The organism is Streptomyces sp. NPDC093544 (assembly GCF_040683495.1).
Lineage (GTDB): Bacteria > Actinomycetota > Actinomycetes > Streptomycetales > Streptomycetaceae > Streptomyces.
In genome coordinates this window covers 108,752-126,916 of the sequence record NZ_JBFBEA010000023.1, presented here as the reverse complement: position 1 = coordinate 126,916, position 18,165 = coordinate 108,752, and the positions used below count along the sequence as shown (strand labels likewise).

General features: G+C 71.3%; 18 protein-coding genes. 11 read left to right on the top strand and 7 right to left on the bottom strand.

Features of this window, described 5'->3' with window-relative positions; genetic code table 11:
- Position 1 precedes the first annotated feature (1 nt).
- The 4 genes from AB0N66_RS31440 to AB0N66_RS31425 all read left to right on the top strand — a co-directional run bounded on the left by AB0N66_RS31440 (position 2) and on the right by AB0N66_RS31425 (position 4,981).
- Complete coding sequence (locus tag AB0N66_RS31440) at positions 2 to 718, top strand: hypothetical protein (RefSeq protein ID WP_365441378.1); 717 nt, start codon at positions 2 to 4, stop codon at positions 716 to 718.
- Positions 715 to 2,460: a transglycosylase domain-containing protein gene (locus AB0N66_RS31435; RefSeq protein ID WP_365441376.1), complete on the top strand. Its 1,746-nt coding sequence runs from the start codon at positions 715 to 717 to the stop codon at positions 2,458 to 2,460. The genes AB0N66_RS31440 and AB0N66_RS31435 overlap by 4 nt, the downstream gene beginning before the upstream one ends.
- Before the next feature lie 247 nt (positions 2,461 to 2,707).
- Positions 2,708 to 2,929, top strand: a complete 222-nt coding sequence (locus AB0N66_RS31430; RefSeq protein WP_081218430.1) for a hypothetical protein — start codon at positions 2,708 to 2,710, stop codon at positions 2,927 to 2,929.
- Between the two features lie 213 nt (positions 2,930 to 3,142).
- Positions 3,143 to 4,981 carry an alkyl sulfatase dimerization domain-containing protein gene (locus AB0N66_RS31425; RefSeq protein WP_365441374.1) on the top strand — a complete coding sequence of 613 codons (1,839 nt, stop codon included), beginning with the start codon at positions 3,143 to 3,145 and terminating at the stop codon, positions 4,979 to 4,981.
- Positions 4,982 to 4,995: 14 nt separating this feature from the next.
- Here the strand turns inward: AB0N66_RS31425 and AB0N66_RS31420 are convergent, their stop codons facing one another.
- Entirely contained in the window at positions 4,996 to 5,727 is a 732-nt protein-coding gene (locus AB0N66_RS31420) for a TIGR03943 family protein (RefSeq protein ID WP_365441372.1), read from the bottom strand.
- Positions 5,724 to 6,701, bottom strand: coding sequence for a permease (locus AB0N66_RS31415; RefSeq protein WP_365441408.1), 978 nt, complete (start codon positions 6,699 to 6,701; stop codon positions 5,724 to 5,726). The genes AB0N66_RS31420 and AB0N66_RS31415 overlap by 4 nt, the downstream gene beginning before the upstream one ends.
- Before the next feature lie 379 nt (positions 6,702 to 7,080).
- On the opposite strand from AB0N66_RS31415, the gene AB0N66_RS31410 reads away from it, so the two are divergent.
- Complete coding sequence (locus AB0N66_RS31410) at positions 7,081 to 7,740, top strand: SDR family NAD(P)-dependent oxidoreductase (RefSeq protein WP_365441370.1); 660 nt, start codon at positions 7,081 to 7,083, stop codon at positions 7,738 to 7,740.
- A 61-nt stretch (positions 7,741 to 7,801) separates the two neighbouring features.
- Here the strand turns inward: AB0N66_RS31410 and AB0N66_RS31405 are convergent, their stop codons facing one another.
- A complete protein-coding gene (locus tag AB0N66_RS31405) occupies positions 7,802 to 9,145 on the bottom strand; it encodes a helix-turn-helix transcriptional regulator (protein ID WP_365441368.1) in 1,344 nt (447 codons plus the stop codon).
- A 153-nt stretch (positions 9,146 to 9,298) separates the two neighbouring features.
- Between AB0N66_RS31405 and AB0N66_RS31400 the strand changes: the two genes are divergently transcribed.
- On the top strand, positions 9,299 to 9,436 hold the full coding sequence (locus tag AB0N66_RS31400; RefSeq protein WP_365441366.1) for a hypothetical protein: 138 nt from the start codon (positions 9,299 to 9,301) through the stop codon (positions 9,434 to 9,436).
- A 181-nt stretch (positions 9,437 to 9,617) separates the two neighbouring features.
- A complete protein-coding gene (locus tag AB0N66_RS31395; RefSeq protein WP_365441364.1) occupies positions 9,618 to 10,859 on the top strand; it encodes an amidohydrolase in 1,242 nt (413 codons plus the stop codon).
- A 15-nt stretch (positions 10,860 to 10,874) separates the two neighbouring features.
- Here the strand turns inward: AB0N66_RS31395 and AB0N66_RS31390 are convergent, their stop codons facing one another.
- The 3 genes from AB0N66_RS31390 to AB0N66_RS31380 form a co-directional block, all read right to left on the bottom strand.
- The gene (locus tag AB0N66_RS31390; protein ID WP_365441363.1) at positions 10,875 to 12,092 is read right to left on the bottom strand and encodes a hypothetical protein; all 1,218 of its coding nucleotides are present in this window, start codon (positions 12,090 to 12,092) and stop codon (positions 10,875 to 10,877) included.
- A gap of 90 nt (positions 12,093 to 12,182) precedes the next feature.
- Positions 12,183 to 13,661, bottom strand: coding sequence for a SpoIIE family protein phosphatase (locus tag AB0N66_RS31385; protein WP_365441361.1), 1,479 nt, complete (start codon positions 13,659 to 13,661; stop codon positions 12,183 to 12,185).
- Positions 13,662 to 13,669: 8 nt separating this feature from the next.
- Entirely contained in the window at positions 13,670 to 14,308 is a 639-nt protein-coding gene (locus AB0N66_RS31380) for an NAD(P)H-binding protein (protein ID WP_365441359.1), read from the bottom strand.
- Between the two features lie 187 nt (positions 14,309 to 14,495).
- Between AB0N66_RS31380 and AB0N66_RS31375 the strand changes: the two genes are divergently transcribed.
- On the top strand, positions 14,496 to 14,888 hold the full coding sequence (locus AB0N66_RS31375; RefSeq protein ID WP_365441357.1) for a hypothetical protein: 393 nt from the start codon (positions 14,496 to 14,498) through the stop codon (positions 14,886 to 14,888).
- Between the two features lie 73 nt (positions 14,889 to 14,961).
- Here AB0N66_RS31375 and AB0N66_RS31370 read toward each other — a convergent pair whose 3' ends face one another.
- Positions 14,962 to 15,555 (bottom strand): SH3 domain-containing protein, encoded by a 594-nt coding sequence (locus tag AB0N66_RS31370; RefSeq protein ID WP_365441355.1) that lies wholly within the window; start codon positions 15,553 to 15,555, stop codon positions 14,962 to 14,964.
- A 225-nt stretch (positions 15,556 to 15,780) separates the two neighbouring features.
- Here AB0N66_RS31370 and AB0N66_RS31365 point away from each other — a divergent pair, with 225 nt between their 5' ends.
- The 3 genes from AB0N66_RS31365 to AB0N66_RS31355 all read left to right on the top strand — a co-directional run bounded on the left by AB0N66_RS31365 (position 15,781) and on the right by AB0N66_RS31355 (position 18,132).
- Positions 15,781 to 16,689, top strand: coding sequence for a hypothetical protein (locus AB0N66_RS31365; RefSeq protein ID WP_365441353.1), 909 nt, complete (start codon positions 15,781 to 15,783; stop codon positions 16,687 to 16,689).
- Positions 16,690 to 16,777: 88 nt separating this feature from the next.
- The gene (locus AB0N66_RS31360) at positions 16,778 to 17,581 is read left to right on the top strand and encodes an alpha/beta hydrolase (RefSeq protein WP_365441351.1); all 804 of its coding nucleotides are present in this window, start codon (positions 16,778 to 16,780) and stop codon (positions 17,579 to 17,581) included.
- A gap of 110 nt (positions 17,582 to 17,691) precedes the next feature.
- On the top strand, positions 17,692 to 18,132 hold the full coding sequence (locus AB0N66_RS31355; protein ID WP_365441350.1) for a hypothetical protein: 441 nt from the start codon (positions 17,692 to 17,694) through the stop codon (positions 18,130 to 18,132).
- Positions 18,133 to 18,165: the final 33 nt, after the last annotated feature.

Below are 18,165 nucleotides of genomic sequence, written 5' to 3'. Positions count from 1 at the left end.
CATGGAGCCCGAGGGGCTTCGCGAGGCCTTCGCCGAGGCCGCCCTCGACGTCACGCCCTCCGTGGTGCCGATCGCCGCCATCGAGCGCGCGGGCCGTCGGCGCAGGCGGCGCCGTACGGCCGCGGTGCTGGGGGCCGCCTGCGGGGTGCTGCTGCTGCCGCTGGCCGTGGTGGCGCTCCGTACGGACTTGTCCTTGGGACAGGGCGAGAGCGAGCGGGTCACGCCGCCGGCCGCGAGCGCCGGTCCGACGCCCTCCCCTTCCCTTTCCATGGCGTACGCCGGGAAGGTGCGGATCGTGACGCCCGGCGAGCGGGTGGAGGTCTCGCCCGGCATCGAGATCTGGCTGACGGAGGACGGCAAGCACTGGTCGGAGCCGGACCAGCCGACCCTGTTCCGCAGCGTGAGCGACGGCAATCTCGACCTGAGCGCTCCCGGCGTCAGTGTCCAGGAGTCGGCGCACGACGGCGTCTCCTTCCTCTCCGGCATCTTCCACGGCCCGGGCGAACCGGCCCGCGTCGAGGTGGAGACCGTCACGGGCGACCTCGACGGCACGGCGCTCACGCTGGCGGGCGAGCCCGGCTGGGGCGTCTGGTACGCGGAGGTGAAGGTGCCGGAGTCCCAGACACCGCCCTCGGATTCGCCGAGCGGTGTCACCGAGAGAGTCACGGTGTACGACTCGGCGGGCGGAGTGATCGCGAGCCAGGAGTCCGCCACGTGAGGATCTTCCTGAGCGGCGCCCGCACGGCTGTACGGAGCGGTGCGGCTGCCGTTCGCGCCCGGCGCGCCGGTCTCGTAGGCCGTGTCCGCGCCGGTCTCCTACGCCGTGTCCGCGCCCGCCGTACGCGCGTACGCCGCACCCGTGGCCGCCGGCTGCGCCGCGCCCTCGCCGTACTCTTCGTCCTCCTCCTCTCCCTCACCGGCGCTGCCGTGGTGGCGTACAAGATGACGGACATCCCCGAGCCGCACCCCGAGACGGCGATGCAGAGCACGGTGTTCGTCGACTCGCACGGCGACTACCTGGGCAGACGCGGTCCGGTGGACCGGCAGGAGGTGCCGCTCTCCCAGGTCCCGCGCCATGTACAGGAAGCGGTGATCGCCGCCGAGAACCGGTCCTTCCGTACGGATACGGGGGTCGCCCCGACCGCGATCGCGCGGGCGGCGCTCGCCGCGGTGACCGGGGGAGCCCCGCAGGGCGGTTCGACGATCACGCAGCAGTATGTGAAGAACGCGCTGCTGAGCCCCGAGCAGACGTTGTCCCGCAAGGTGCGGGAGGCGCTGATCGCGGTCAAGCTGGACCGCACCCGGTCGAAGGACGAGATCCTTGAGGGCTACCTCAACACGGTCTACTTCGGTCGGGGAGCGGCAGGCATCCAGGCCGCCGCCCGGAACTACTTCGGCGTGGACGCAAAGGACTTGACGGTCAGTCAGGGCGCTGCACTCGCGGGCATCGTCAACATCCCCTCGTACTACGAGAAGGCGGGCTCCGACCCGGAGGTGACGGACACGCTGGTGGACCGGTGGGAGTGGGTGCTGGACGCGATGGCCGACAGCGGCGCCATCACGACCGCCGAGCGGAGCGCGGCCCGCTTCCCCGCCTTCCGTTTCTATCCGCCCGGTGACACGGACGGGCAGCGCCAGTACCTGATCGACGCGGCCGCGGCGGAGGCCGCCGACCGCCTCGGCATCACCCAGGACGAGCTGGCCCGCGGCGGCTACACCGTCCACACCACCTTCGACCTCACGGCCCAGAACTCGGCGGCGGAGCTGGTGGAAGACGCCAAGCTCTCGGACAAGGATCTCCAACTCCACACCTCTGTCGTCGCGTTGGTGCCCGGCGACGGCGCGGTCCGGGTGCTGTACGGCGGCGCGGACTACGCCAGGCAGCCCTTCAACGACGCGCTGAACGGAGCCGTGGAGGCGGGCACGGCGCTCGATCCTTTCGCCGAGACGAAGCTCGGCGCTCCGCTGACGGGCCTGCCGCGCAACGCCGCGCCCACCCCGCTGGAGCTGGCGTCGGCATGGGCCACGGCGGCGGCCGACGGTACGTACGCCGAGCCCTACACGGTCGGGAAGATCACCCGGGCCGGGCACACCGTGTACAAGGCCGACCCCCGCACCCGCGGCGCGATGGAGCCCTTCGCCGGTGAGTTGATCGCCAAACGCCTGTACAGCGAGACCATCGGCCCCGTCGGCGCGGTGGCCGCGCACACCGGCGGCGCCGGAACCCGCACCCTCTGGCAGACCACGTACGACGACCGGCTCGCCGTCACCGTCGCCCTCTTCGCCCAGCACCCCGCCGAAGGCAAAACCCCGGCCCGCACGGCCCAGCTCCCCTCCGGCAGCTCCGAGCTGTCCCTCCGCGTCAACGCGGACGTACGGAACCGGCTGGCGCCGGAGGGCCGGGAAGCGGCCACGCCATCCCCGGCGCCCACATCCCAGCAGCGGGAGAAGGCGGAGTGACGTACAGCGCACGACGGCGCACACGAGATGCCGCCGTGACCTCAGTCTCGTCCACTGGCGCGTCGACTCTTGCATCCCCGAAGGGTCGACCCGGCGGACCGTCCCGCGGACCAGGCCGACCGCCGATGCCCACCCGAACGGTTGAGCGCGGGAACCGATCCGGACCCGAGATCGACTCCGTCCAGAGCCGGGATCGAGACCTTCAAGCTCTACCGCAGGCAAAAATAGGGCCCATACTGGTTCTACGATGACGAAGCCATCCGCGCCCCGGCGCCACCTGCCCACCAGCCCCTTCGCCGCCCCGGTCGTCCCCGTGGCCAAGGAGTTCAGCCTCGGAGACCGCGTCTCCCACGACCAGTACGGCCTGGGCACGATCGTCGGCGTCGAAGAGGGCATCGCGATGCTCGTCGACTTCGGCGCCCGCCAGGTCCGCGTCCTCAGCCCCTACACCCGTATGGACCGGCTCTGACTCACACCCCGTGACCGGTCCGTCACCTGTCCACCTCCACCCCGTCCACCTCACCCCGCGACAGCCGCCTCCGCAGCGTGCGGAACCCGCGGTGAGCGGCGGTGGAGGTGGACGACTACGTTCGTGTGCCCGCGTCGATGAGTCGGCGCCTGCCCCCGCCTCGAACGGCCCACCCCGCTAGCTCCCCACCCGTCCGCCGCACAGGCTGGCCCCATGGATGCCCTGGCGCACGAAGAGCTCCCCTTCGAGGATCTGACCGACTTCGACAACGCTGATCGGGGGTTCATCGCGGCGTTGGTGCCGGGGGTGGTCAGGGACGGGGAGGGGCGGGTCGTCTATGACGGGGACGCGTACGGGTTTTTGGAGGGTGACTGTCCTGGCAGTGCGCATCCCAGCCTGTGGCGGCAGTCGCAGCTCTGTGCGCGGCAGGGGTTGTACGAGGTCACCGAGGGTGTGTACCAGGTGCGGGGGCTCGACCTCTCGAACATGACGCTCGTCGAGGGCGAGCGGGGCGTGATCGTCATCGACCCGTTGATCTCCGCCGAGTGCGCGGTGGCCGCCCTCACGCTGTACCGCGAGCACCGCGGACAGCGGCCCGTCACCGGCCTCATCTACACCCACTCGCACGGCGACCACTTCGGCGGCGCCCGCGGGGTGCTGCCGCACGGCACCGAGGAGGGTGTGCCGATTCTCGCCCCGGCGGGCTTTCTGGAACACGCCGTCAGCGAGAACGTCTACGCGGGCAACGCCATGGTCCGCCGCGCGAGCTTCATGTACGGCGACCGGCTGCCCAAGGCCCCCGACGGACAGCTCAGCGCGGGCCTCGGCACGACGACGTCCACCGGCACCATCACCCTCATCGCGCCGACCGTGGACATCACGCACACCGGCCAGGAGGAGACGGTCGACGGCGTCCGGATCGTCTTCCAGCTCACCCCCGGCACCGAGGCGCCGGCCGAGATGAACTTCCTCTTCCCCGAGCGCCGCGCGCTCTGCCTGGCCGAGAACGCGACCCACAACATGCACAACATCCTGACCCTGCGCGGCGCCGTCGTCCGCGACGCGCGCGTCTGGGCCCGCTATCTCGACGAGGCGATCGACTTCTTCGACGGGTCCTACGACGTCGCCTTCGCCTCCCACCACTGGCCGACCTGGGGACGCGACAACGTCATCCGCTTCCTCGCCGAGCAGCGCGACCTGTACGCGTACCTGCACGACCAGACGCTGCGCATGCTCAACAGCGGCCTGACGGGACCCGAGATCGCCGAGGAGATGCGACTGCCGCCCGCCCTGGAGAAGTCCTGGCACGCGCGCGGCTACTACGGCTCCCTGAGTCACAACGTCAAGGCGATCTACCAGCGGTACATGGGCTGGTACGACGGCAACCCCGCCCACCTCTGGGAGCATCCGCCGGTCGAACTGGCGCGCCGGTACGTGGACCTGGCGGGTGGCCCGGAGTGGGCGCTCGCCAAGGCCCGTGCGTACGTCGACGAAGGCGATCTCCGTTTCGCCGCCACCCTCCTCAATCACGTGGTCTTCGCCGAACCCGCGAACACGGAGGCCAAGGAGACCCTCGCGGACGTCTACGACAGGCTCGGGCAGGGTTCGGAGAACGCGACCTGGCGCAACTACTACCTGACGGCCGCCCTGGAGCTGCGCAAGGGAGCGGGCAGGATCGGCATCGACACCGCCAACGCCGAGATGGCGTCCGCCCTCCCGGTGAGCATGCTGCTCGACTCCCTCGCGGTACGGATCGACGGCCCGCGCGCCTGGGACGACCACCTCACCCTCGACCTCGTCGTCACCGACGAGCAGCGCCGCCACCGCGTGAACCTCCACAACGGCGCCCTCACCCACCGCGCGATGCCCGTCCACCACACCCCGAAGCCGCACGCGGGCCTCACTCTCACCCTCACCAAGGCGCGGCTGCTCGGCGTCTTCGCGGGCAAGGGCCTCACCGGCATCGAGACGGACGGGGACCCGGCACTCCTGGCCCGCCTCTTCTCGTACGCCGCGCAGCCGGACAAGGCGTTCCCCGTCGTGACGCCGTAACCCGCGGGGCGCGATCAACGGCGCTCGTACGGGTTCGCCGGCTCCTTCACCTTCTTCACCGACGTCGAGTCCAGTACGGGCGGCCACGCCTCGTCCGAGCCGAGCTTGCCCTTGGGGTGCCAGGTGCCGGTGACGGTGACCCAGGTGTCGTTCACGGGGGCGTCGGCGCCCGTGATCTCGACCTTGTACGTGCTCGCGTCGGCCGCGCAGCACGTGATGAGGAGCCGGGCCAGATACCAGGTCCCGTTGTCACCCCGGGTGACGAAGCCGGTCATCCGGACCGTGCGACCCGTCAGCGACTTCCCGCTGTCGTAGATCGCCCGCGAGGTGAACTCGCCCAGGGTCAGGTCCACGAGATCCCCGGAGGGAAGGGCCGGGAACGTCCCGACACCCTGGGCGGCGCGCTGCTCGGCCTCGCGGTCGGCGCTGTACGAGCCGAGGGCGGGAGGCGGGAAGAGGAGGAGGGCAGCCGCGGGGACCGCGAGGAGCCAGGCTATTCGGGGGGTGCGGTGGTGGTCATGGTCGTGGTCGTGACCGTCGTCTTCTTCGAGTTCCTCGTGGTCGTGCGTTCTCGTCGCGCGTACGGCACTCAGCGCGCCCAGTGCCAGCAGCACCACCCCGGACGCGATGAGGTACACCTTCAGACCTGACTGCACGTACCGCAGATACAGGTCGCTGAAGACGGTGATTCTCAGTACCGCCGCCCCGCTGAGCAGCAGCAACAGTGCGGGACCGTAGCGCCTCACAGCAGCCACCACCCGACCAGGGCACTGCTCACCAGAGCCACCACCCATGTCACGGAGGAGAAGCGCACGGCGAAGGACTTTCCGAAGGTTCCCGCCTGGAGCGCGATCAGTTTCAGGTCCACCATCGGGCCGACCACCATGAAGACCAGCCGCGCGGTCGGCGAGAACCCCGTCAGGGAGGCGGCCACGAAGGCATCGGCCTCGCTGCACACGCAGAGCACGACGGCCAGTACGGCGAGCAGCAGTACCGACAGCCACGGGGAGCCGGTGAAGAGGTCGAGGATGGACCTCGGGACCACGATGTTGAAGGTCGCGGCCGCCGCCGCGCCCAGCACGAGGAACCCGCCCGCGTGCAGGAAGTCGTGCTGGAGCCCGACGCGGAAGCCGTCCCAGCGGGAGTCGGTGGATTTCGTACGGGACGGCTTCGGCAGCCGGATCCACTCCTCCCGTCCGAAGCGGACCCACAGCCAGCCCATCACGACGGCCGTCGCGAGGGAGGCGAGCAGCCGGGCGAGGACCATCATCGGGTTGGCCGGGAACGCGATCGACGTGGCGACCATGACGACCGGGTTGATCGCGGGCGCGGACAGCAGGAACGCGAGGGCGGCGGCCGGGGTGACGCCGCGGCGTATCAGGCTCCCCGCGACGGGGACCGAGGCGCACTCGCAGCCCGGGAGTATCACGCCGGCCGCGCCTGCCACGGGTACGGCCAGCGCCGGATTGCTCGGGAGCAGCTTGCTGAAGACCCGCTCGGGAACGAAGGCGCCGATCGCCGCCGACACGAGCGTGCCGAGCAGCAGGAAGGGGACGCCCTGCACGGCGACGGCGGTGAAGACCGTCCACCACGCCGACATCGCGGGGGTGGCGAGGTCCAGGGCGACCATCGGGCCGAGCACCGAGACGACGGTGCCGATGGCTATGAGCGCGAGGCCGCCGAGGACCAGGTGGACGAGGGTGCGGGCGGCGAGACGCATCCCGTCGGCCAGCCCGCGCCGGCGCGCCGGGTAGTGCTGGTTCTCCACGCGCCTGGTTCCCGCCTGCCCTTGGGTGTATCGCTCGTACGCCCCCGCAGGCTAACCGGGGGCGCTGTGCGGGGGCCCGCAATCGCCGAAGAGAAGGCTGTGCCGGGGGGCGGGCCGAGGTGGTTGTTTCGCCCCCTCCGCCCCTGCCCGTCCCTTGTTCCCGGGGCTGCCGCCCCCAGACCCCGCAGCACGCTGAACGCGCTCGTCCTCAAACGCCGGACGGGCTGAGAATCGGCCTGCGCTGGAAGCGGAACAAGCACGTCCCCCGAGGTGTTGGTCGCTTCGTTGCGCCCCATAGCAGCATCAACGCTCAGGAGCAGGAGTAGCGATCATGACCAAGGGATCCGCGCTTATCGTCGGAGTTGGCCCCGGCCTCGGCCTGGCACTTGCGGAGGCGTTCGCGAGGGACGGTCACCCGGTGGGGCTGTTCGGGCGGGATGCGGCACGGTTGGACAAGTACGCGTCCGGGCTGGGCGACGAGGGGCGCACGGCGGGGGCCTACTCGGTGGATGCGGCCGATCCCGAGGGTTTGGAGGCCGCGCTCGTGCGGGCCGCGGACGAGTTGGGTGCGCCGGAGGTGCTCGTGTACAACGCGGCTCTGTTGAAGGCTGACACGCCCACCGCGCTGGATGCGCGGGAGTTCGCGCACAGCCTCGCGGTCAACGTCACCGGAGCCGTCGTCGCGGCCCAGACGGTTCTCCCGCTCCTGCGGGACGGCCGGGGGAGCCTGCTGTTCACGGGTGGTGGCCTGGCTCTGGACCCCTCGCCGGCGTACACGTCTCTGTCGGTGGGCAAGGCCTCGCTACGGGCATACGTCGAGTCTCTCCACAAGCAGCAGCAGGGCACCGGCGTGCACGTGACCGGCGTGACGGTCAGCGGCTCCATCGGTGGCGACGACCCGCGTTTCGCTCCCGAGACGCTGGCCGCCGCCTACCTGAACCTGCATCTGCAGCCGCAGGACCAGTGGCAGGCAGAACTTCTGTACGTCTGAGGGACGGGTAGGGGCCGGGGGGCGAAAAACCCTTCAATCCCTTGCAACAGAGGGCAAACCCTTACAAGGGAGGCTGCGCCGGGGCCGGCCCCAGGGTCGTCGTGCCAGGAGCCGTGCGGTGGCCGAGCCCCGTGCGGTACGCGTCGAGGGCGGCCTCGACGCGCCCGGTGCGGCGGAGGAGGTCGCCGAGGAGGCGGCAGAGGTCGGCGAGGTCGCCCGCCGCGCCGGCCCGCTCCAGCAGGCTCAGCGCCCGCACGTAGTGCTCCTCCGCCGACTCCGTGTCCCGGGCATCCTCCGCGATGATCCCGAGGAGCCGGTGCGCACCGGCCGAGTGGACGGCGCCACGCTCGGAGTTGAGGTCGCCGAGCACCTCGTGGAGCAGGGCGGCGGCCTCCTCGGACTTGCCGCGCCGGTGCAGCACGTCCGCCAGCTCCACGGCGACCTGGCTGGTGTAGAGGGCGGCACGCTTGGCGGAGAGCATGGCCCGGGCTTCCCTCAACTCACCCTCGGCGCGCTTCAGTTCACCGTTCTGGACGTACAAGTAGCCGCGCATCCAGTGACAGTTGGCGAGCTCCGTACGGATCTGGAGGTGACGGTACAGCTCGGCGGCCTTGGCGAGGGAGGCGTCGGCCTCCGCCATCCGGCCCTCGGCGATCATCGTCCGGGCGACCGACCTGTGCATACGGGCCACCAGCGCCGGGTCACCCACCTGCGGTGCCAGCGCGAGGGCGAGCTCCGCGGCCTGGGCGGCTCGGGCGTGCGCGCCCATGTCCATGTAGGGCGCGATGATGCCGGTGTAGAGGAGCAGCAGGGCGTCCGGGTCGTGCATCCCGGTGCGGTTCAGCTCGTCGAGGGTGGACTCGAACAGGTAGCAGGCGTAACGGAGTTCACCGGCGAGGTAATGGGACACGGCACGCCCACGGATGGCGGGCACGCGGTTCGGCAGCGGGGCGTCACCCAACCGCCCCTCGGACTCCTCGAACCGCCTGCGCGCCGTTTCCAGGTCCCCTGTCTCCAGGGCGCATTCGCCGAGCCCCAGCAGCGCGGCCGCCTGCTCCGCGACCAGCCCGTGCGCGTCCGCCTCCGCGAGGAGCCCGTCGTACTGCTCCGCCGCGACCTCGGCCTCGCCGGTGGCGAGAGTGCGCTGCGCGTCGGTGAGCCGCAGCCGCAGGTCGGTGGCGAGGTGGGCGGGGCGGCCGGTGGCCAGCTCCTCGTACGCCAACCCGAGGCGCTCGGCGATATGCCTGAGCGCCGGCTCGGAGGCCCGCACCCGCCCGGCCTCCAGGGTGGAGATATAGGCGGGCGTATACACCGGCTCCGCCAGTTGCTTCTGCGTCAACCCGCGTTTCATACGCAGCTGTTGGACCCTGCGCCCGATGATCTCCGGGTCGTCGCGCTCCGCCATGACTTAAGCATGCCAGTAAGCCGACTTACATTCGGTCAACTCTTGACTATTATTCCAACTCCCCTTGCTTCCCTTGCTCTTTGACAGTCTCAACCTCTACGTTAAGCGCCAGATTAAGCCCGCTTAATACGCCGCTGTCGTTGCGAGGTCGCCATGCTCCGACGTATTACCACCCGCTACTCAAGAGGCTTCGGCGCGGCTGTCATCGCCATCGCCGCGCTACTCCTGGCCGCGAATGCGGGCCCCGCACGGGCGGCCGAGCCGACACCGGTCGTGGCCGTGACGCGTTAGACCCGGCCCTCTTCCTCCGCGGCCACCGTTGTCCACAGCTGTGGATGAGCTCGGGGAGGGCGGGCGGGGAAGACGGTGTGGTTCGAGTGTCTCGTCAAGCGGGACCCAGGGTGACGCAAAGCAGCACAAAAGGGCCAACTCCGCCCCGCCGAGGCACGCTTCCCCGGTCTACGCTGCGTTCATGACCTCTGCCGCCGCACGCGCCGCGTTGGAAATCACCGCCGACCTCCCGGTCCCCGCGCTGGAGGACTTCTACCGTGACCTGCATCGCCATCCCGAACTGGCCTTCCGGGAGCACCGCACGGCGGCGAAGCTGACCGAGCGCCTGGCCGAGGCGGGGTACGAGACGTCCGTGGGCGTCGGCGGTACCGGAGTCGCCGGGTTGCTGCGCAACGGCGAAGGACCGACCGTGCTGCTGCGCGCGGACATGGACGCGCTGCCGGTGAGCGAGGAGACCGGGCTGGCGTACGCCTCCGGGACGCCCGGTGTGATGCACGCCTGCGGGCACGACATGCACGTGACCTGGCTGGCCGGCGCGGCGGCGGCGCTGGCCGCCGGACGTGACGCCTGGTCCGGGACGCTGATCGTGGTCGGCCAGCCCGCCGAGGAGTCCGCTCAGGGCGCCGCCGCGATGCTCGCGGACGGGCTCTACGACCGCGTTCCGCGCCCCGATGTCCTGCTCGGCCAGCATGTGGCGCCCGGCCCGGCGGGCCTGTACGCCCATGTGCCGGGGCTGATCATGTCGGCGATGACCGACGTCGACATCGTGGTGCACGGGCGGGGCGGGCACGGGTCGCGTCCCGAGACGACCGTCGACCCGGTGGTGACCGCCGCGTACATCGTGACGCGGCTCCAGACCGTCGTCAGCCGCGAGATCGCGCCGCGTGAGTCGGCCGTACTGACCGTCGGCCGTATCGAGGCGGGCACGGCCTCGAACATCATCCCCGCCACCGCCCGTATCTCGCTCGACCTCCGTACGCAGTCGGACGCCGTCCGGGACCGGATGATCGCGGCCATTCACCGGATCGCCGAGGGCGAGTGCCATGCCGCGGGCTGCCCGCGCGAGCCCGAGCTGACGCTCGGCAACAGCTTCCCTGCGACGGTGAACGACCCGGAGACCGACCACCGTGTCGCCGGCGTCCACCGCGAGGTGTTCGGCGGGGCCACCGTCTTCGACCCCGGCCCGGCGATGGGCAGCGAGGACTTCTCGCAGCTCGCGGAGGGCAAACTGCCGTACGCCTACTGGTTCGTGACGAGTACCCCGGCCGCGACGTGGGACGACGCGCCGGGCGAGGACCTGATGACGAAGTTCGACGCCGTCCCCAGCAACCACAGCCCGCTCTTCGCGCCCGACCTGTCGGTGGTCGCACCGGGCGTACGGACACTGGTGTCGGGCGCCCTGGCCTGGCTGTCGGCGAGCTGACCCCAACTACCCGTCTCAGCTGGCGAGTTCCCTTGCCTGAAGCTCGTTCAGGTGTTGCTGTACGTGGCTCAGCGCGCCCTCGCGGCGGCCGGGGACTCGGCGGCGCAAGTGGGCCAGGGCGGCGCCGAGTTCACGGGCCTGTGCCGGGTCGCTGATGCTGCCCCACTGGTGGTGGGCACGGTCGGCGGCCGTCTCGACGGCGGGCGCGTCCGGGGGCTGACCCGCGCCGAGCCGGGCGTTCGCGACCGCGAGCCAGGTCCGGCAGCTACGGACCGGGTCCCCCGCGAACATCGCCAGATCCGCACGGACTTCCATCCAGTGCAGCAGTTGCTCGGAGGCGGGCCCGTACATCCGGGCGGCCACCTGTTCCTGCCGCTCGGCCAGCGCGTCGGCGTCACCGTGCCGCTCGGACTGCACGGCGGCGCTGATGAGGGCGTGCGGATCGACAGCTTCCAGCCCGTCCGCTGTCAGCCCGTCCGGCGTTTGAGGACGAGGCCGTTCAGGCCGATACGGGGGTCTGGGGGCGGCAGCCCCCAGAGGTACGGGCAGGGCAGCGGCGGAGGGGGCGAAAAACCCCACCCCCGCACCAGCTCCGGGCACCATCGGATCCCACTGCAACACCATGTCCCCGTATCCGCCCTCCCCCGCGATGCGCATCAGCGCGTGCTGATGGAGCTGCGGCACCGGCGGCCGGTGGCCACTGCGCAGGAGGGTCGCCACGGCCTTCATGTACGTCGGTGACGCCACCGTACGGCGGGGCGGAGGCGGCGCGACGCGGCCGTACAGGGCGGCGGTCGGCCCCGCGGTGAGGGGGCGGGCGGAGAGGTGCTGCCAGGTCTCCGGGTCGGCGTGGAGGTCGGCCAGGATGGTGGTGCTGCCCGGCGGGCGCAGCCGGAGTTCCTCGGCGATCCAGTGCCAGGGGAAGGCGGTGTAGCGGACCGTCGCCGCAGTGGTGCGGGCCAGGGCGAGATGGGGGAGGCGCTGGCGGCGGTCCAGTTGGAGCTGGCCCGTCACGAACACCGTCAGCGGGCCGGGGGCCGCGGCCGCGGCGCGCAGCCGGGTGAGGACGGCCTGCGGCTCCAGAGGGTCGGCGAGTTCCACCACGTTCGCGGTGTCCGCGCCGGACAGCACGGCGGGGGACACCGCCGCGAGTACGGGAAGCACGGAGGCCGCGTCCACGAGACACCCCTTGCCCACCGGCGAGGCCGCGATGAGCAGCACGGTTCCGGGCATAGGTTCCCTCTTCCCTCCCCATCGATCACGTACGCCAGCACCGTAACCGCTGCGCCTGCAAAGGAGGGAGACAGGAGTGCAAACGCCCGGCTATGACGCGGCTTGTACCTCACTCGTGGGCGGCATTTGACGTCGTACGGCGAAGATCGTCGTGTCGTCGGCCAGGCGGCCGCCGCAGTGCCGCAGGGTGGCGTCGCGGACGAACTCCGCGAGGCGCTGCGGGGCGGCGATGCCCGGATCCTCGGCCAGGGCGTGCGCCACGCTGTCGCGGAGCGGGAAGAAGACCCCGGCGGAGTCGCGGGCCTCGGTCACCCCGTCCGTGACGAGGAGCAGGGTCTCGCCGGAGGCGAGCGGGACGACGATCAGCGGCGCCGAATGACTCGTCAACTCGCTGAGCCCGAGCGGGAGTCCGTCCCCGGGCGGCAGCGAACGTATCCCGTCGGGGGAGATCACGAGCGGCGGTTCGTGACCGAAGTTGATGACCTCGACGGTGTCGAGGGAGCCCGGCGAAACCGTGCCGCCGGGAGAAACCGGACCCTCGACCGAAGCCAGGCCGTCGGCCGAAGCCGGACCCCCAGACGAAGCCGGACCCTCGGCCGAAGCCGGACCCCCAGACGAAGCCGGACCCTCGGCCGAAGCCGGACCCCCAGACGAAGCCAGGCCGTCGGCCGAAGCCGGACCCCCAGACGAAGCCGGGCCGTCCTCAGGCGAAGCCGGACCCTCAGCCGACGTACTCGCACTGTCCCGTCGCGTCGGACCGTCCCAGGCGGCCTTGGGAAAGCCGACCAGGATCGCCGTGGCGAAGCGGTCGTCCTCGTCGTAGCCGAGCGCGGCGCAGTAGTAGGCGTGCCGGAGCATGCGGATCTCCAGGCGTTCGGCGACAGTACGCAGGAGGGACTCGTGGTACGCGGACTCGCGGAACGTACCGAGGAGCGCGGCCGCCGTCTCCACCGCCTTGAGTCCCTTGCCCTGGACGTCGCCTAGGAGCACGCGGGTGCCGTACAGGCCAGGCTGGATGTCGTAGAAGTCGCCGCCGACGCGGGCCTCGCTGTCGGCGGCGAGGTACACGGCCGCGTGCTCCAGACCGCCCCAGCCCGGTGCCAGCGGGCGCAGCAGGGTGCGCCGGGTGGTCTCGGCGACGTCCTGCATGTGCAGCATGCGCCGCTCCCCGCGGACGCGGACCGCGCAGGCCAGTGTCGCGAGGATGCCGCCCACGGCGACGAGGATGAAGTCGGGCAGGCCGGTCTGGTACTGGTGCGGCCAGGACGTGTCGACGGTGAAGTAGGTGATCAGCGAGAGCACCGCGTACGCGCCCGTGCCCCACACCCCGCAGATCGCCGCCGCGATACCCGGCACGAGCACGATCCAGGAGATGATCCGGAACTCGCCGGAGGTGTTCGCATCGGCCACGGTGATGCCGATGAGCAGGAGCAGCGGCGGCACCCAGCCGACACTGCGGCCGCGCAGCCGCAGGATTTTCTGCCGCTGGACCGCGTCTGGCCGGCCGGCGGGGGGCTGTTGCTCGATTTCGGATCGTCGGCTGCCCACCTCGCCGTACCGCCTCTTCATCGTGCCCGTCAGTACGCGACCGACATCCGGGCCCGCGGATGGGCGTCCTTCTCCAGCTCGTCGACGAAGGCTACCGCGTAGTCCTCGGCGCTGATCCGGCCCGCGTCGTGGTCCTGGGCGAGCAGCTGGTCGCCGCCGATACGGAAATGGCCCGTCCGTTCGCCGGGGGCGATCTCGGGGGCGGGGGACACGTAGGTCCAGTCGAGGCCGTCGTCGAGGGTGCGGAGATAGGTGAGGACGTCGCGCTGGGCGAGGGCCTCGGGGAGGTAGGCCTCCGGGAAGCCGGGCTGGTCCGCCAGTGCCTGACCGGGCGCGACCTCCAGGCTGCCCGCGCCCCCGGCGACCACGAGCCGCCGTACACCGGCCGCCCTGACCCCCTCCACCAGCGACTGGTTCAGCGCGAGGAAGGGCGCCCGGGGATCCGTACCGTCGCGGGGCGGCGCGCATGCCGAGGCCACCGCGTCCGCGCCCGCCGCCAGCTCCGCGACCCTGGCCCGGTCCGAGACGTCCGCCGCCGTCGCGGTGACCCCGGGGACCGGGGACTGCCCGGATCTGCTCACGGCGGTGACCTGGTGTCCGCGTGCCGATGCCTCGGTGGCGATACGGCTGCCGATCATCCCGGTGGCGCCGAAGAGTATGAGCTTCATGAAGCTCAGCGAAACACGGTGCGCTGAGCCCCGCATCCCGACTTGCCAGCCACCCGGGCGAGGTGTGCCCTGGAGGCAGGGGCGAGGAGAGAGGAGTGCTCCCATGGCTCAGGCAGCACCCGCATCACCGGCGTCAGGGACACCACGTACATCCGGCCCGGGTACATCGGGAACAGAGTCCGGCATCATGTCCGACCTCCTGGGCGCGCGGGTCGCGACCGTCCTGAAGTGGGCGACGCCCATCGTCGGCGGTCTCGTCTACGGCTTCTGGGCGGCGGCCATCAACCGCCACACGGGCGCGATCACGGGCTGGAACGTGCTGTTCGGCTTCGTGTGCGCGATCGCGTTCGCCGCGGCCTGGACCGGCGTCCGCATGATGGCGCCGCTGATGCGCCGCGAACTGCACGCGCTGATGTGGATGGCGTTCGCGGGCATCGCGTTCGGCTTCATCTACAGCCAGACCGGCGCGACCATCCTGCGGTCCGTGATCATGTCGCTGGCGGTCGCGGTGAGCGTGTTCGCGGCGCTCTTCTACCACTACTACACCCACGAGGACGCCGACGGTCACCGGCTGAACTGACCCCCGGCGTACGGCATACGACACGCGAGGCCCCGGCGCAGCAGCCGGGGCCTCGTGTGTCTCCCTCACTCACCTACCCCCTGGGACCCCAGTCCCAGGAGCTCGCGGAGGAGCCGGAGACGCTCCAGCTCCATGAACCGGAGGCGCTGAAGCTCCAGGAACCGGACGAACTGGAGCTGGAGTCACCGTTGTTCCACCGGTCGCTGCTGTCGTTGTTCCGGTTGTCGTTGTTCCAGCTGTTGTCGCCGTGCTTCCAGTTGTCGTCGTCCCAGGCCCCGTCCTTCCAGCCGGGGCACGGGTCCTGGCAGCTGGGCACCCCCTGCCTGCCGATGTCCACGTAGGTGGCGCTGGCCCAGCCCTGCGCCCCGACGAGCCAGAACCAGTCCGTGTCGCCGAAGACGCTCTGCCCCTGGACCGCGCACAGGACGCGGTCCTGGCTGCCCGGCGAGAGTCTGTCGACCACCGACGAGTACGTGGTGGGGTCCGCCCGTACGTTCATGTCACGGGGGGATACGACGGTGCCCCATATGGGACTGCCCGAGCCGCCGCCACCGGAGTCGGTGTGCGCCGGCGTGGCCGCCGCCGAGGTGCCCGCCACGGCGACGGTGAGAACGCCGCCGGTGAACAGGCCCACAGCAAGGGTCCGCAGGGCCGGGTTGGTGCGCATATCGGCCTCCTTTTCCCCAGAACCAGGTAACACCCGTTCGGGTGAGGGCTCCACCGGAGAGCGCGCGGGCCGTGCGGTTACTGGGCTGCGGGCGGGTGCGCGGTGAACCCTGCACGGGGGGTTGGACCGGGTACACGGCCCCCTGGCCCCCGTACGGCTTGTCGTATGCGCCCATTTGCAGCCAAACCGCTCGCGCGGGGCCCCGCGGAGGCCTTGCCTGGTGGGGTGTCACACCGTGCCCGCAGCGCCCTGTCGGCCGCGCTGATCGTCCTCGCCTGTCTGCTCACGCCGCTGGGCGCGCTCTCGGCCTGGGCGCTGTACGGGATCGGCGACGCGGCCCGTTACGAGGCCACGATGGCGCCGCTCGCCGCCGACGCGGACGTACGGGACGCGATCGCGGCCGGGGTCACCGACGGGATCATGCGGGAGGTCCACGTACGGCCGCGGATGCAGGGTCCGGTGAACTCCTTCGTGCGGGACGCGGTGCGCTCGTTCACGCAGACGGAGGCGTACGTCACGGCGTGGGAGGCGGCGAACACGGCCACGCACGACGCGGTGATGCGGGCGCTGCGCGACGACAGCGAGGGGGCGGTGACCGTCGACCTCGCGACCGTCACCGAGCGGGTGAAGCGCCGGCTCACCGACGACCACATGCCGTTGGCGAACCGTATCCCCGTCGAGCACACCGAGGTCACGGTGCTCGGGGCCGAGGAACTGGTCGAGCTCCGGAAGGGTTTCCACGTGCTCGAAGTCGCCGCTTTCTGGCTGCCGGCCGCCTCCGTCGTCCTCACCCTCGCGGGGATCCTCGTCGCGGTGTGCCGCCGCCGCGCGGTGCTCGCGACCGGGCTCGGCACCGCGCTGGGCGCCGCGCTGCTCGGCGCCGCGATCGCCGTCGGCCGCCGGCTCACCCTCGCCGACCTGCCGCCCGGCGTCTCCCCCACGGCCGCGGGCGCGGTGTACGACGCCCTCACGTCCACGCTCCGCCTCGCCTGCTGGCTGCTCCTCGCCCTCGGCGTCACCGTGGCCGCCGGCGCCCTGCTCACCGGCGCGTACGCCCGGCACCGGCAGCGGACGGCCACGGCGACGCCCGCGCAGGCTCCGGTGGAGGGGACAACGACACAGGTCCGCGCCTGACCGCGCCGGCGGCCCAGCATTCCCCCACGTTGCACTAGGCCAAATACCTTATTGCACTGGGTAGTTGGACCTGTCTAGGGTTTTGACCATGACACTCGACCTGCCGCACGACCCCTCGTACCTCGCTTACGCGGACGAAGGGAACGCCGGCTCCACCGCGCTCCCCCTCGTCCTGATCCACGGCCACCCCTTCGACCGCACGATGTGGACCCCACAGATCACCGCGTTCGCACCCTCCCGGCGGGTGATCGCCCCGGACCTGCGCGGCTATGGCGCGTCCCCCGTGGTGCCAGGCGTCACCCCGCTCTCGATGTTCGCCGAGGACATCGCGGCGCTCCTTGACGACCTGGGGGTGGAGGAGTTCGTCCTCGCCGGGCTGTCGATGGGCGGGCAGATCGTCATGGAGTGCTACCGACAGTTCCCGGGGCGCATCCGGGGTCTGGTCCTCGCGGACACCTTCCCGGCCGCTGAGACGCCGGAGGGGAAGAAGACGCGGAACGCGATGGCGGACCGGCTGCTGCGCGAGGGGATGCGCGGCTACGCCGACGAGGTGCTGCGCAAGATGGTCGCGCCGTACGCGGACGCGGAGGTCGCGGCACATGTGCACCGCATGATGACCGCGACCTCCCCCGAGGGCGCGGCGGCGGCCCTGCGCGGCCGCGCGGAACGCCCCGACTACCGGCCGCTGCTGACCAGGGTCACAGTCCCGGCCCTCGTCGTCGTGGGCGCCGACGACGAGTACACCCCGGTCTCCGACGCGGAGGCGATGCACGCGCTGCTCCCCGACTCCACGCTCCACGTGATCGACTCGACGGCGCACATGCCGAACCTGGAGCGCCCGGAAGAGTTCAACGAGGCACTGGCGGGCTTCCTCGCACGGCTGGACGGCTGACCCGGAAACGCCTGAAGCGGCGGCTCACCCGTTCGGCCCACCCATGATGCGAGCCTTCGCCCCCCGGGCGAGCCTGCGAGTGAACTCCAGGCCCGTCCCGAGGAGACCTCATGACCCAGCACGCCGCGCCGCCCTTCGACCCCAAGCACGGCACAGCCTCGGCCGGAGGCTCGACCTGGGCCACCGGCGGCATCGTCTTCGCCGGTGTCCTGATGATGGTCAGCGGCATCCTGAGCGTGCTCAACGGCATCGCGGGCATCGCCGCCGACGACGTCTACACGCGCCTCGGCAGCTACGTGTACGAGTTCAACCTCACCACCTGGGGCTGGATCCACCTCGTCATCGGCGTCCTCGTGGCCATCACCGGCTGGGGCATCCTCCAGGGCAAGGTCTGGGCCCGCGGCGTCGGCATCGGCCTCGCCGCGCTCTCCATGGTCGAGTACTTCATGTTCCTGCCCTACGCCCCCTTCTGGTCGATCATCTCCATCGCCATCGCGGTCTTCGTGATCTGGGCACTGGCCACGGCCGGACGCCCGTCGACCGCGGCGTAGTCGGCCGCCTTCCTCGCCCTCACCGGCTCCGAC